This is a genomic window from Psychrobium sp. nBUS_13 (assembly GCF_051201665.1).
Classification (GTDB): Bacteria; Pseudomonadota; Gammaproteobacteria; order Enterobacterales; family Psychrobiaceae; genus Psychrobium.
This window is the reverse complement of record NZ_CP179210.1, coordinates 104281-118185: the sequence shown is the minus strand read 5'-3', so window position 1 is coordinate 118185 and position 13905 is coordinate 104281. Positions and strand designations below refer to the sequence as shown.

Here is a 13905-nt window from a genome sequence, read left to right as displayed (position 1 = left end):
AAAAACCAACAAAATTAAATTAAAATATTGAATTATAAAACAATTTATTGTTGGCTCTTAGTTTCCATTGATATAGTTTATTTGCGACAATTTTAGTCAAGAGAATTAAGTTAATAAGGAGATCATATGAAAGTTTTGAAAGTTTCAGTGCTAGCTGTACTGTTTTCAGTCGGGGTTGTCGGCGGTGTTAGTGCGTTGCCTAAGTCGGAGTGCAAATCAAAATTAACTAAATGTCTAGTTGAAGGTGATGCAGTGTCTTGCAGCAATGACTATGTAACTTGCCGAGGCAAGAAGTAATCTGTCATCTAATCATTAAGGAAAGGAATAGAAATGAAAATTAGAAAAATATATGTGGTGATCGCTGGCCTGTTTATCTCTAGCATCGTTGTCGCTCTACCGAAAGCTGAATGTCAAAGTCTCAAAGAAACGTGTGAGAACAATGGTGGTTCAGCAGTTGGTTGTTCTAAGGTTTATATTAGTTGTCGCGGCACAGTAGAGGGCTAACCTTATTGTTATAAATAGTGAAGGTATTTTGGAAAAAATACCTTCACTAAACAGAGACTAAGATTATGAATACCAAAACTGAATATAATAAAAAAAATACAAACCTCATTGAGAGTCTTGGCCCTTTCAAGCATTGGTGGTCAGTATTTTTATTGCTGTTTATTGTTCAACTGTCACTTAGTTATGTCTATCATAACAGCACTGATCACTTGTGGAATGAAATGAATTTATACGATGGCAGTGGCTTACCTGAAGATGAAATTTCAGAAATCTCGCAAGCAACAGTACAAAATTTAAGCGCACCCTTGTTTTTTTGGCGTTGGACACAGATTGAGATTTTATCAATCTTATTTGAAATGGTCACGTTAATTTCTGTTTCTCTTTTAGTAGGTTCGCTTTTACTGGAGAAGGTAAAAAAAGCTTATTTATCGTTATTTGCTTTAATAATTAAATTCCCCTACATACTAGTGGCTATTTATTCCATTGTAAGTATGTCTGGATATGAAACACCTATCCAACGATTGTCCACAGAATTTAACATCCTATCATTTTATAACTTTTTTGGTCCTGTCAAATCATTAGATAAATGGTATCTATTTTTAAGTAATACCGATATGTCTCTATTTATAGGTGCACTTTTGAGTGGTTTTTTATTTCATCGCCAATTTCAAACTAATTGGCTGCAAACAGCAATATTCACAATTGTTCCCGTAGCAGTAATGTTAGGTTTAAAGTATTTGTGGTTAGTTTTTTAAAACGGAAGTTAAATATGAAATGGATTAGTAGTTTAACGTTTTTACTAATTGTTGGTGTAGTTATAATATCAGTGTTGAAATCAGGAAAACAAGAGCAATTACAAATTAGGATATCCACTGCCAAAATTCAAGAAATAAATGCTTCATTGTTTGTGTCTGGTACAGTTATGCTCAATACTAAAGTGACACTATCTTCTGAAGTTATCGCGAAAGTAATAGATATAAAAGTCACAGATGGCGAACGTGTTAAAATTGGGCAACCATTAATTCAGCTTGATAGAGAAGATGTTGACAAAGAAATTGAACTTGCAATGGCACAGTTAAGGAAAAATCGTATACAAGAAAAGAGGATTGCACAAGAAGTTATTATCAAACAGTTATATTTCGACAAACTGCAACGCTTACGAGAAGCTGAAGCCATTGACATTTATAGTGAAGATATTGCAAGGACTGAACTAGCAATAAAGAAATTGGATTTAGAAAGTGCCAAAGAAAATGTTATTCAAGCGATGTCACAACTGGCGCTAGCCAAACAAAAAGCGGAAAAAACAATCATTAAATCACCCATTAATGGTACTGTTATTGCTACTCGTATAAAAGAAGGTGAAACTGCGATATCAAGCACCTTAGGGGCTGCTGGCTCAGAATTAATGCTCATTGCAGACTTAAGCGATTATTCGATTATGGCCTATATTTCAGAATTTGATATTAGTCGAATATCAGTTGGACAAAGCGCTATAGTGAAATTAAATAACAATCCACAACAGTTATTAACAGGCAAGATAGTACACGTAGCAACCATGTTAAATGCATCTTATAAAAATGAAGGCCGAAGTAAAAATGATCGACAAATCGCTGTGGAGATTTCCTTTAAAGCTCATGACAATGAGCAACTTTATGCTGGCATGGGTGCCGAGTTAGAAATTTTGGAGTCGCAAAGTAGCCCAATAACAGTCCCCCTCTCTGCAGTGCTGTATGATGAGAAAACTGACAAAGAGCGAACTTATATAGCTGGATCCAAACGGAATTATTTCTTATATACTATTGAAGATAATATAGTTGTGAAAAAGATGGTCGAACTGGGTGTTTCAGATCGTTCTTTACAAGAAATACGTAAAGGGATACAAGTAGGCGAACGTGTTATTTACGGCCCAGCTAAATTCTTAAACTCATTAGTCGAAGGTGATACTGTCACTGATCATTCTACAAATAATCAACGCGTTGTTAATAAATCTGCAATTAACGATAATAACACCTAATGATTGAATTCATCCACCAAGTAAAAGCAGCTTATCTAGAGTTAAATGCTAATAAAACCAGATCAATGCTAACGGCATTAGGTATGGTAATCGCAATTGGAGGTGTGATTACCATTGTTGGGATCGTTTATGGTTTTGAGCGAAGTCTAGTTAAAGAATTTAAGGTAATAGGAAATGAAACTATTATTGTTGGTCCTAATATATATAAATGGATGAACAGTGAATATGTCCCTCCATTGACTATTAATGAATGGCGAGCTTTAAAAAATCAGGTTAATGGCATTAAAAATGTGGTCGCCTTTAGTATTGTACCTATCTCAGATCCTGATGGAAAAAATGGTACAATCAGCTACTTGGATAAAAAAATCACAGGAAAAATACTTGCCACAACTGACAGGTTACCACAATTGACAGGCCGTTTCCCGCTACAGGGACGGTTTATTGTAGACAGTGATAGCGACAAGAATCGACCAGTATGTTTAGTCAGTAAATCTTTGATTACCAAGCTCGGTTTACCAGACAACCCTATTAATAGTCGAATTAGAGTTGGTTCTATATGGTTAGATATTGTTGGTGTTATGCCTGGCGATTCGTCCGATATTTTAGCGACTAGTGCTGACATCTATTTGCCTTTCGGCACGGCTAATCAAATAACAAATGATGCTTTGTCATTGCGTTTAGGTTTTGAAATCGCCGATATTGCAGAATATAAGCATGTGCTACGTAGTGCTACTGCTAGTTTAAGACGCTCACAGCACACACCACCACATGAAACTGACAACTTTCATATAGAAGATGCCAGTGAGATCCAACGCCTTTCTAAAGTTATTTTAAATAAGACAACAAATATGTTGCTGCTCGTTAGCTTTGTATCTTTGCTGGTAGGAAGCATTGGTATTATGAATGTTATGTTAGTATCTGTGAATGAGAGAACACGTGAGATAGGTCTTATGCGTGCTCTGGGCGCGACCCAAAAATATATTAAAAAACAAATTTTAATCGAATCTGCGTTACTTTGCTTTGGTGGCGCAGTGGTGGGTATTATGGTTGGGTGGATTCTGTCTCAAGTCATAGTTCTCGGAAATAATAATATTGAACATGCTGTTATTCCGTTGTGGACAGCCGCAACATCAATCACAATATCGGTATTAATTGGTATTCTTTGCGGCGTTGCTCCAGCACGAAAAGCAGCGGCCCTTGATCCTGTCACCGCATTAACAACGGAATAAACAATGATCGAGTTAAAAAATATTATAAAGCGATTTTCAGAGAGTGATAATAAATTCACTGTTTTTGATAACTTTAATTTACAGATCTATGAAGGGGAGTTTGTTGCTATCATGGGATCTTCGGGATCTGGAAAATCAACATTAATGAATATTATTGGTTGTTTATCTGGCATAGATGACGGGCAGTATTTATTCAAAAATATCGACATTTCTGATATGAGTGATGATCGCTTATCTTTTTTTAGAAATTCGAATATGGGGTTTATCTTTCAAGGATTCCACCTACACCCTAGGAAAACAGTATTAGAAAATATTCTTTATCCAACATTATTTAATGGTAAAAAAGATTCATCATCGAAAGAGCGAGCATTAAATATATTAAAATCGGTAAATTTAGAGCAGCGAGTTCATCTGTCATACCCAAGAATGTTATCTGGGGGACAAAAACAGCGCGTTGCGATTGCTCGTGCGCTGATCAATCAGCCAATGATATTGTTAGCAGATGAGCCTACTGGTAACCTCGACAGCAAGACAACCATGGATATAATGGAATTGTTTAAATCGCTTCACAAAAAAGGTATAACCATCATTTTAGTGACGCATGAAATAGATGTTGCAAGTTATGCTTCCCGCATCATAGATTTAAAAGATGGTGTAGTTATAAGAGATACCGGTCTGCCTGGCCCTAAAATAGGTTAGTATTGCTCCATTATTTTGGCGAATACGGCTCGAGTAAATGTGGCAACTGCGATATCTGCTTAGATCCACCACAACATTTTGATGGCACAGTCGTCGCGCAAAAAGCACTATCTTGTGTATATCGCGTACAACAAAACTTCGGGGTCGCCTATGTCATCGATGTATTACGTGGCTCTAAGAATCAACGAGTTTTAGAGTACGGTCACGACAAATTAACCACCTACGGCATCGGTGTTGAACACAGTGCTGAATATTGGCTCAGTATCTTCCGCCAACTTATTCACTTAGGGTATTTACGCCAAGACATCACCCGCAGCTCAATTTTGGTATTAAATCCCGAAGCCCGCAGTGCGCTAAAAGGCGAAAAAGTCATAGAACTTGCCGTGCCACGTCTGCAAGCTATTAGCAAGAGTTCAAGTAGCGCCAAAGGCCGTAGTCGCAAAGATGATTACGATTATGACGAGGTGTTATTCGCTAAACTGCGCACCCTACGTAAAACCATCGCCGACGCGCAAGGTGTACCACCTTATGTCGTCTTTAACGATGCCAGCCTTGCAGAAATGGCCGAACAACAACCTCAAACACCTTATGAATTATTGCGAGTGAATGGCGTTGGTGAGCGTAAATTAGAAAAGTTTGGTGATGATTTCTTGGCGTTGATTAGGGAATATCAGTTTGAAAATTAATGATTAGGCCGTAGAAGCGTGCTAATCTTTAGAGGACTCAATAGACAATTAATAAGGAAATTTATGCTAGCTATTAAAGTTCTCATTTTAGCTATTCTAGCAATCGCAGTCTTTGTATCCAGAAAGAAAGGTAACCCTAAGGCAACGATTGCCTTTTCAGCTGGTTTATTAGTATTTTCAATCATCCCCAATGCCGATATTCACAACATCCCAGAAGGAATAGAATGCTTTATTCAAGGCTTTAACAACGGCTACTCTGCAGCGGGTGTATAATCACTTTTAATATTTACCGGTAATAAAAAAGCCCAACAACGTTGGGCTTTCCATTATCCATCACTAATCAACCAAAAAGTTAATCCCAGTGCAGAATAACCTTACCTGATTGACCAGACTCCATCGCGTCAAAGCCCTTTTGGAATTGATCGATAGGGAAATGATGAGTAATAATTGGTGAGATATCTAATCCTGATTGAATCAAACTGGCCATTTTGTACCAAGTTTCAAACATTTCACGACCGTAAATGCCTTTAATTACTAAGCCTTTAAATATCACTTTGTCCCAATCAATTGACATGTCTGATGGTGGAATACCCAACATGGCAATACGGCCACCGTGATTCATCGCGTCTAGCATACCTTGGAATGCCATAGGTACTCCTGACATCTCCATACCAACGTCAAAACCTTCAGTCATGCCAAGTTCGCTCATAACGTCTTCAAGTTTTTCATTAGCAACGTTTACAGCACGTGTTGCACCCATTTTCTTAGCAAGTTCTAGGCGGTATGGGTTTACATCAGTAATAACAACATTACGGGCACCAACATGCTTACAGATAGCAACGGCCATGATGCCGATAGGACCAGCACCGGTAATTAATACATCTTCACCGACTAAATCAAATGACAAGGCAGTGTGAACAGCATTACCAAAAGGGTCGAATACGGCAGCCAATTCGTCTGAAATGTCATCTGGTAATTTAAAGGCATTAAATGCTGGAATTACTAAGAATTCAGCAAATGAACCTTCACGGTCAACACCAACACCCGTTGTATTACGACACAAGTGTGTACGGCCGCCGCGACAGTTACGACAATGACCACAGGTGATGTGACCCTCGCCAGAAACGCGATCGCCAAGTTCAAAGCCTTTAACTTCTTGGCCGATACCAACAACTTCACCCACGTATTCGTGACCAACAACCATAGGTACAGGAATAGTGCGCTGTGCCCACTCGTCCCAACCATAGATGTGCATATCGGTGCCACAAATGGCGGTTTTCTTAATTTTGATTAATAGATCGTTATGGCCCATTTTCGGGGTAGGCGCATCAACCATCCAAATGCCTTTTTCGGCTTTTAATTTACTTAAGGCTTTCATGCTTAGATAACCTCTAGTTCTTTACCAACTTCGATAAAGGCTGCTATAGCGCGATCTAATTGCTCTTTAGTGTGAGCCGCTGACATTTGCGTACGAATACGCGCTTGACCTTTTGGCACAACAGGGAAAGAGAAACCGATAACGTAAATGCCTTTTTCAAGCAGCTTGTCAGACATAGTCGACGCTAGTTTTGCATCACCTAACATCACAGGAACAATAGCGTGATCAGCACCAGCCATAGTAAAACCAGCAGCGCCCATTTGCGTGCGGAAGTATTCAGCATTGCTCTTAACACGATCACGTAGTTCTTGACCATTTTTAAGCATGTCTAATACTTTGATAGAGGCCGTTACTATTGCTGGTGCTAGTGAGTTTGAGAACAAGTAAGGGCGCGAACGTTGACGCAACCATTCAACAACTTCTTTGCTAGCCGATGTAAAGCCACCTGACGCGCCGCCTAGCGCTTTACCTAGTGTGCCAGTGATAATGTCTACACGATCCATCACTTCACAATATTCGTGCGTTCCACGACCTTCGTCACCAACAAAGCCAACGGCATGAGAATCATCAACCATCACCATAGCGCCGTATTTATCAGCTAGATCACACACGCCTTTTAGGTTAGCGATAACGCCGTCCATTGAGAACACACCGTCAGTCGCGATAAGTTTGAAACGTGCGCCTGCTTCAGTTGCTGCGATAAGCTGCTCTTCTAATGCCGCCATGTCGTTATTCGCGTAACGGAAACGTTTTGCTTTACACAAACGTACACCATCAATGATTGACGCGTGGTTTAATGCATCAGAAATAATCGCATCTTCAGGGCCTAATAGTGTTTCAAATAAACCAGCGTTAGCGTCAAAACATGAAGAATAAAGAATGGTATCTTCCATAGCCAAGAATGCACTTAAATCACTTTCTAGCTGTTTGTGAATGTCTTGAGTACCACAAATAAAGCGTACAGATGCCATGCCGAAGCCATTTGCATCTAAGCCAGCTTTCGCTGCTTCAACTAATTGAGGGTGATTTGCGAGGCCTAAGTAGTTATTAGCACAAAAGTTAATAACATCACCTTTAGCAACACTAATGTCAGTTTCTTGAGGAGACAGTAAGAACCGCTCTTCTTTATAAAGACCTTCAGCTTTTACTTGCTCTAGTTGCTCAGTAATAAATTGATTAAATGCGCTAGACATATTCTCTCCTCGCTTAAATTTGGGTAATGAATCGCTTGTATAACAACACGACATTACGAAATAATTGAGTTAAGTGTAATCGGATTAAAAAAGTAAATCAGCTTTTGAAGTGGGATATTTAAGCAGTATTAGAATATTTCATGGTAAAGATATCATTACGTATTTAATGCACTGTTTTAAATATTAAAAACCTAATAGAGCTACACAAAACATTAGTTAAACTAATGCCTTATCAATATCTATTGCATTAGTTTTCATCATCATTAGATATTTGTTCTCAATTTCTTGAATATTACTAAGACCTGACGGCGTTAAATATCCTTTGACGACGTTAAATACTTTAATAACACCCTGAGAGATTGTTGCTTGGGTAATTTCACCTAAGCTTTGGGTGTGTTGATAACTAATCCAAAATGCTACAACGAGCTTTAATGTATGCGCTAAATCATCAATCATTGCATCATCTAGCGTTATAAAGCCCTGACTACGGACTTGCTTTAACGTACTAACGATTCGTTGGTAAAGTGATTTTTGAGCAACAAGGTATCGTTCATGTAGCTGAGGATCTCGCGCCAAAATGTCAGGTAAATTGGCGTAAAAAAATCGAAATTGCCACATCGAATAAAAAACACGTTCTAGGTAATACATCATTTCATCCATCCCCTGACTACTCGAGTCTTGAGGTTGAAACATTTGATCAAGGTTCTTTTCATAGAGCTTGTAAATAGAACGGATGATGTCGTCTTTATTGCGGTAATGATAATAGAGGTTACCGGGGCTTATCCCAACATGTTCAGCAATGTGATTCGTCGTCACATTACGTTCTCCCTGTTGATTAAATAATTCGATGCTGCCTTGGATGATTTTATCTTTTGTTTTCATACGTAGCTTTTCACTATCTTATTGTTTGTTTGAAGCCCGTTATTTTGATTTTACTTAAAACAACGTAGAATGCCGTTAAACACCTCGCCAATGTAACCTGTAATCGGAGTCAGTGCAAAACAATGAATCGCTTTTTCTACAATGTTTTTATGTATTTAGCTACTCCGGTTGTACTGATATATTTACTATACCGCGCCTTCAAAAGTGAAGATTATCGCGGCCGAGTCGCTGAGCGATTTGGATTTAAACGCTTAAACATTACTAAGCCAGTCATTTTGATTCATAGTGTTTCAGTGGGGGAAACCATTGCTGCAGCACCGTTAATTAAGCAAATTGTAAATGACTATCCCTCACACCAAGTTTTAGTAACAACCAGCACCCCCACAGGCAGTGCTATGGTCAAAAAACTCTTTGGCGCCAGTGTTGCACATTGCTATGTGCCTATTGACTTACCGGGCAGCGTGAAGCGCTTTTTAAACCAAGTAGCTCCGCAGGCCGCAATAGTAATGGAAACTGAGCTTTGGCCAAATCTAATTCATCAACTTTCTCAGGCTAAAACTCCGATATTGTTGGCCAATGCGCGAATGTCTGAAAAATCGATGAATGGCTATCTCAGTAAAGCCGCGCCGTTAATGCATGAAATGCTCAACAATCTTGACTGTGTCGCTGCGCAATATTCAAGTGACGGTGAGCGATTTATTACCCTTGGATTACCTAAAGATAAGTTAACTATTGGCGGTAGCATTAAGTTTGAATTGAGCATTTCAAGTGAACTAAAAAATCAGCAACAACAACTAAAACAACGTTGGGCACACGATCGCCCTGTTTGGGTTGCAGGCAGTACACATCCCGGCGAAAACGAGCAACTTCTTCAGACGCATCAGTCGCTATTAGCTCAGTTTCCTAACTTGCTGCTGGTTATTATTCCACGCCATAGCGAGCGATTTGATGAGGTAGCACAACAAGCAACCGCGCGAGGATTTAACATTGCTCGTCGTAGCCAAGGTACAACACCTTCGAGCGATACCCAGGTTGTTATCGGCGATACAATGGGAGAAATGCTATTGTTGTTAGGGATCGGTGATATTACCTATATTGGCGGTAGTTTAATTGCGCGAGGTGGTCATAATCCATTAGAGCCAGCGGCTTTGGGGAAACCTATCATCATGGGTGAGTCTTGTTATAACTTTAGTGATATCTGTAACAAGTTACTTGCCAGCCAAGGATTACAGCAAGTAACAAATGACACAGAGTTAACTCAATTGATTAGTAAATTACTCAATGATGAAGTAATGCGCCAGCAAATGGGAAAGCATGCCTTGCAAGTCGTTGCCGACAACCAAGGCACATTACAGCGTTTAATGACTTGGGTTGACCAGAAAATTTAGTTTATGGCCAGCTCAGCATTGTAGGCTGCCATCAAGGTTTTCCAATTATCTTGCTCAAAATAGAATTGAGGTAATTGATTGAGTTCTTTATTAAATGAACGTAACAGGCGATCGAGGTTATCTTGGCACCATTGACCGCGTTGTTGTTTTATTTCACCGCGATCAAAGTCAATCAACCAAGCGTTATTATCTTTATTCATTAATATGTTATGCGCATTAAGATCGGCATGATATACGTTATTTTTATGAAAAATAGCGAGTGTTTTACCAATTTCCTGCCATAGCTCCTCTGACATTGGTGACTTAGTTAATAGAGCAACTAAATCTTGCCCACCATCGACCATTTTCATCAGTAAATCAGCGCGATAATTCAATCCAGATTTAACGACGTTCGCTGCAACAACTCGACAAGCAGGTAACTTACGTTTTTCTAACTCAATTAATAATTGATATTCTCGATAAGCACGCGTGTTTTTGAGTCCACTAAACCAATATTTATCAGTCACTAACTTTCCAATCAAACCACCGCGATAATAATGACGCAACACCATTGGCGAGCTTTCATCACCCACAAACCACGTAATGTTACGACCACGTGATTGTCCCAAAATCTTGTTTTGTTGTTGCCAATATTCTGGGGTAAACCATTGTGCATTGACATTAAGTTCTGGCGCATGGATCAACCATTGATTATGATGTGAATGAATATGTGTGTTCAAAGAAATGACCTATTGATATTTTTGATAATTCTATCACTGCCTTACTGGTAATCAACGGCTAAATTCGTGTTAAACTGCTGACAAATTTTCTCTAAGGCGTTAATTAATGAAATATCCTAGTGATTCACCAAAGTCGATTTGCATTCTGCGTCTATCGGCCATTGGCGATGTGTGTAATTGTGTGGCGGCGGTGCAGGCAATGCAGCGCAAATGGCCAGAAGCAACAATCACTTGGATAATCGGTAAAGTTGAAGCGATGTTGCTGAAAGATTTACCCGGCGTTGAATTTGTTATTTTTGATAAAAGCGCTGGTAGACAAGGCTACAAGGATTTAAAAGCAGCACTTAACGGTCAAAAATTTGATGTATTACTGCAAATGCAAGTGGCGTTGCGCGCTAGTCTTGCAAGCCTATGTATTAAGGCAAAGTTTAAAGTCGGTTTCGACAAAGTGCGTGCCAAAGAAGGCCACTGGTTATTCGTCAATCGCCGCATTGCTAAGCAGCATCAAGCTCACGTACTCGATGGTTTTATGGCATTTGCTGAAGTTATCGGCGTAACTGATACAACACCGACATGGAACATGCCGCTACCACGTGAAGATGACGAATGGGCTAAAGCGCGCTTTAAAAACGACAAGCGAACATTAGTTATCAGCCCAGCAGCTAGTAAAGCGGAACGCAATTGGCATGCTGAAGGTTATGCAGCCATTGCAGATCACGCCGCCAAAAAAGGCTGGGATGTGATTCTATGCGGTGGCCCAACCGAGCTGGAGAAAAGCTTGGGGGAAGAAATTATCAGTCACTGTAAATCAACACCTAAGAATATGATTGGCGAGACAAGTCTTAAGCAGCTATTGGGCATGGTAAAGCATGCTGATATTGTCTTGGCGCCGGATACTGGTCCAGCTCATATGGCCGTTGCTATGGGCACGCATGTGATTGGCTTATATGCTCACAGCAATCCAGGTCGAACAGGTCCTTATTTCTCGCGAGAATATGTGGTCAGCGTATACGATCATCATATTGTTAGTCAGCAACAGCGCCCATTAAACCTTGTTAAGTGGGGAAAACGCGCTAAAGGCGAAAAACTAATGAACGACATCACTGTCAAAGCAGTTCGTGATAAGTTTGAAACTATTATTTTAGATAAATGTCTTAACTAAATCAGCTAACTGATTTCAATAATTGTACTTACAAATATGTGTTTAATAAAAGTACACTACTAGTTATATAGAAAGGATTAATGAATGCGTGTAAATGCAATTTACCCAGGTACATTTGACCCAATTACTAATGGTCATTTAGATTTAATTGAAAGAGCGTCTAAATTATTTGATCATGTCATCGTAGGCGTAGCCAATAATCCAAGCAAAAATCCAAAGTTTGACTTACAACAACGAGTCGAACTTGCCATATTAGTCACGCAACACCTCCCTAATATCGAAGTTGTTGGATTCTCTGGATTACTTGTAGATTTCGCAAAAGAAAAAAATGCAAAAGTATTGATTAGAGGTTTGCGCGCCGTTTCTGACTTTGAATACGAATTCCAATTAGCAAATATGAACCGACGACTCTACCCAGAATTAGAAAGTGTATTCTTAACGCCGGCAGAGCAAAATTCTTTCATTTCGTCAACACTAGTCAAGGATGTCGCACTGCATAAAGGCGATGTCAGTCAATTTGTTCCTGAAATTGTTTCTAAAGCACTAACACAACAAGGAAAAGTTAAATGAAATACCTTGCGTTAACAGCATTGTTATTATCAAGTAATACAGCCGTTGCCTCAATTTGGGTTGATGCCACAAACTTACATCTACGGCACCATATTCAGCGACTATCTGATGCAAATATTATTAAATCGCCAGTAACTACTTATCCCTTAATGTGGGATGCGATCAATGAAGATATTAACCAAGTAAAGCTCGATAACTTGCCTAAAGAGCTACGTAATAGTTATATGCAAGTGATGCATTATTACAAAAAGTCTAAAGCTAACAAATTTGCTAATCAACTCAAGCTGTCTGCGGCTAATAACCCTAAAAGGTTGCATGGGTTTGGTGATAGTTACCGAGAAAAAGCTAAGCTGACGTTAAGTCGGGAAACGGTAGGTGATTTTTGGGCGTTCAAAGTCAGTTCACAATTACGACATGCTCCAGAAGGTGGCCAAGAGTTTACATTTGATGACAGTTACGCAGCAATTATATATGAAAATTGGATATTAAAAGTCGGTGCACCCCCTCAGTGGTGGGGACCTGGTTGGGGATCTAGTCTATTAATGACAAATAACGCCCGTCCATTGCCAGCGCTCAGCCTAACGCGTAGTAATAATGAAGCGTTTGATACACCGCTATTAAGCTGGATAGGCCGTTGGTCGTTCACAGCTCAAATGGCTAAATTGGAGTCAAACAGGACTGTTCCTGATGCATTATTATGGAGCACTAGAGCGACTATTCGTCCGTTTGATTCTCTTGAAATTGGTGCTAACTGGTCTATTCAATGGGGAGGGCAAGGACAGTCCAATAGCCTCTCCAACTTTTGGAATGCACTAAGTAGTTCTCCGCAATGTGCCAATGGTGCAGCAGAGTGTGATTCTGCGTTACACACGAAATATGGTAATCAATTAGCAGGCATCGATTTGCGCTGGCACAACACTATTCTAGATGTTCCATTTGCTTTTTATGCCCAGACTGTTGGGGAAGATGCAGTAAATTACCGACCTGTCGATAAAGCTTATGTTTATGGACTCGATTCAAGTGCCTTTTTCAACGGTACCCGCTTATACCTTGAATACACTGATACTCAAGTTGGCTGTGCTGGTGGTTCGTCAACAGCCTTAAATTGTTATTACGAACACGGCACTTATAAAACCGGCTATCGATACCATAAACGATCAATTGGCTCTACATTCGATAACGATGCCAAAGCTTGGAGTTTGGGAGCAATAGGAGAAACAGATGAACATCACCAATGGCACGCAAAACTCACTATTGCGAAATTAAATAGTGATAACGTTGACCGTTCTCCATTACCTGAAATTGGCAACCAAGTTTCAGAAGTATTTGAAGAATTGAAACAAATTGAATTCGAATACAAGATGCCGATAAAAAAAGGGCTACTCACTCTTGGCGTGCAAGGCGAATATTCGACTTTTCTAACCCAAGATAATCAAACAGAGTTTACTGTTTATTCGTCTTGGGATTTACGATATTAAAAA

The 13905-nt window shown here is 39.4% G+C and carries 15 protein-coding genes; 11 read left to right on the top strand and 4 right to left on the bottom strand.

The window, feature by feature from the left end:
* The first annotated feature begins 330 nt into the window (after positions 1–330).
* The 7 genes from ACMAZF_RS00550 to ACMAZF_RS00520 all read left to right on the top strand — a co-directional run bounded on the left by ACMAZF_RS00550 (position 331) and on the right by ACMAZF_RS00520 (position 5405).
* Positions 331–504 (top strand): hypothetical protein, encoded by a 174-nt coding sequence (locus tag ACMAZF_RS00550; RefSeq protein ID WP_435275567.1) that lies wholly within the window; start codon positions 331–333, stop codon positions 502–504.
* A 65-nt stretch (positions 505–569) separates the two neighbouring features.
* Positions 570–1259 carry a hypothetical protein gene (locus tag ACMAZF_RS00545; RefSeq protein WP_435275566.1) on the top strand — a complete coding sequence of 230 codons (690 nt, stop codon included), beginning with the start codon at positions 570–572 and terminating at the stop codon, positions 1257–1259.
* A gap of 14 nt (positions 1260–1273) precedes the next feature.
* Positions 1274–2518, top strand: a complete 1245-nt coding sequence (locus ACMAZF_RS00540; RefSeq protein WP_435275565.1) for an efflux RND transporter periplasmic adaptor subunit — start codon at positions 1274–1276, stop codon at positions 2516–2518.
* Positions 2518–3747 carry an ABC transporter permease gene (locus ACMAZF_RS00535; RefSeq protein ID WP_435275564.1) on the top strand — a complete coding sequence of 410 codons (1230 nt, stop codon included), beginning with the start codon at positions 2518–2520 and terminating at the stop codon, positions 3745–3747. The genes ACMAZF_RS00540 and ACMAZF_RS00535 overlap by 1 nt, the downstream gene beginning before the upstream one ends.
* Before the next feature lie 3 nt (positions 3748–3750).
* Positions 3751–4446 (top strand): ABC transporter ATP-binding protein, encoded by a 696-nt coding sequence (locus ACMAZF_RS00530; protein WP_435275563.1) that lies wholly within the window; start codon positions 3751–3753, stop codon positions 4444–4446.
* A gap of 2 nt (positions 4447–4448) precedes the next feature.
* Positions 4449–5132, top strand: a complete 684-nt coding sequence (locus tag ACMAZF_RS00525; RefSeq protein ID WP_435275562.1) for an RQC domain-containing protein — start codon at positions 4449–4451, stop codon at positions 5130–5132.
* A 63-nt stretch (positions 5133–5195) separates the two neighbouring features.
* Positions 5196–5405: a hypothetical protein gene (locus tag ACMAZF_RS00520; protein ID WP_435275561.1), complete on the top strand. Its 210-nt coding sequence runs from the start codon at positions 5196–5198 to the stop codon at positions 5403–5405.
* A 79-nt stretch (positions 5406–5484) separates the two neighbouring features.
* Here the strand turns inward: ACMAZF_RS00520 and tdh are convergent, their stop codons facing one another.
* From tdh to ACMAZF_RS00505, 3 genes are all read right to left on the bottom strand, one after another.
* Positions 5485–6510: an L-threonine 3-dehydrogenase gene (tdh, locus tag ACMAZF_RS00515; protein ID WP_435275560.1), complete on the bottom strand. Its 1026-nt coding sequence runs from the start codon at positions 6508–6510 to the stop codon at positions 5485–5487.
* 2 nt (positions 6511–6512) lie between these two features.
* Positions 6513–7703, bottom strand: a complete 1191-nt coding sequence (locus ACMAZF_RS00510; protein WP_435275559.1) for a glycine C-acetyltransferase — start codon at positions 7701–7703, stop codon at positions 6513–6515.
* A gap of 216 nt (positions 7704–7919) precedes the next feature.
* A complete protein-coding gene (locus tag ACMAZF_RS00505; RefSeq protein WP_435275558.1) occupies positions 7920–8585 on the bottom strand; it encodes a TetR/AcrR family transcriptional regulator in 666 nt (221 codons plus the stop codon).
* A 122-nt stretch (positions 8586–8707) separates the two neighbouring features.
* Between ACMAZF_RS00505 and waaA the strand changes: the two genes are divergently transcribed.
* Positions 8708–9973 carry a lipid IV(A) 3-deoxy-D-manno-octulosonic acid transferase gene (waaA, locus tag ACMAZF_RS00500; protein WP_435275557.1) on the top strand — a complete coding sequence of 422 codons (1266 nt, stop codon included), beginning with the start codon at positions 8708–8710 and terminating at the stop codon, positions 9971–9973.
* On the opposite strand, the gene ACMAZF_RS00495 is transcribed toward waaA, so the two are convergent.
* Complete coding sequence (locus ACMAZF_RS00495; protein ID WP_435275556.1) at positions 9970–10692, bottom strand: 3-deoxy-D-manno-octulosonic acid kinase; 723 nt, start codon at positions 10690–10692, stop codon at positions 9970–9972. The two genes, waaA and ACMAZF_RS00495, sit on opposite strands and share 4 nt — an antisense overlap.
* 106 nt (positions 10693–10798) lie before the next feature.
* Here ACMAZF_RS00495 and ACMAZF_RS00490 point away from each other — a divergent pair, with 106 nt between their 5' ends.
* The 3 genes from ACMAZF_RS00490 to ACMAZF_RS00480 all read left to right on the top strand — a co-directional run bounded on the left by ACMAZF_RS00490 (position 10799) and on the right by ACMAZF_RS00480 (position 13902).
* Complete coding sequence (locus ACMAZF_RS00490) at positions 10799–11854, top strand: glycosyltransferase family 9 protein (RefSeq protein WP_435275555.1); 1056 nt, start codon at positions 10799–10801, stop codon at positions 11852–11854.
* A gap of 84 nt (positions 11855–11938) precedes the next feature.
* The gene (gene coaD, locus ACMAZF_RS00485; protein ID WP_435275554.1) at positions 11939–12424 is read left to right on the top strand and encodes a pantetheine-phosphate adenylyltransferase; all 486 of its coding nucleotides are present in this window, start codon (positions 11939–11941) and stop codon (positions 12422–12424) included.
* Positions 12421–13902 (top strand): capsule assembly Wzi family protein, encoded by a 1482-nt coding sequence (locus ACMAZF_RS00480; RefSeq protein ID WP_435275553.1) that lies wholly within the window; start codon positions 12421–12423, stop codon positions 13900–13902. The genes coaD and ACMAZF_RS00480 overlap by 4 nt, the downstream gene beginning before the upstream one ends.
* Positions 13903–13905 lie beyond the last annotated feature (3 nt).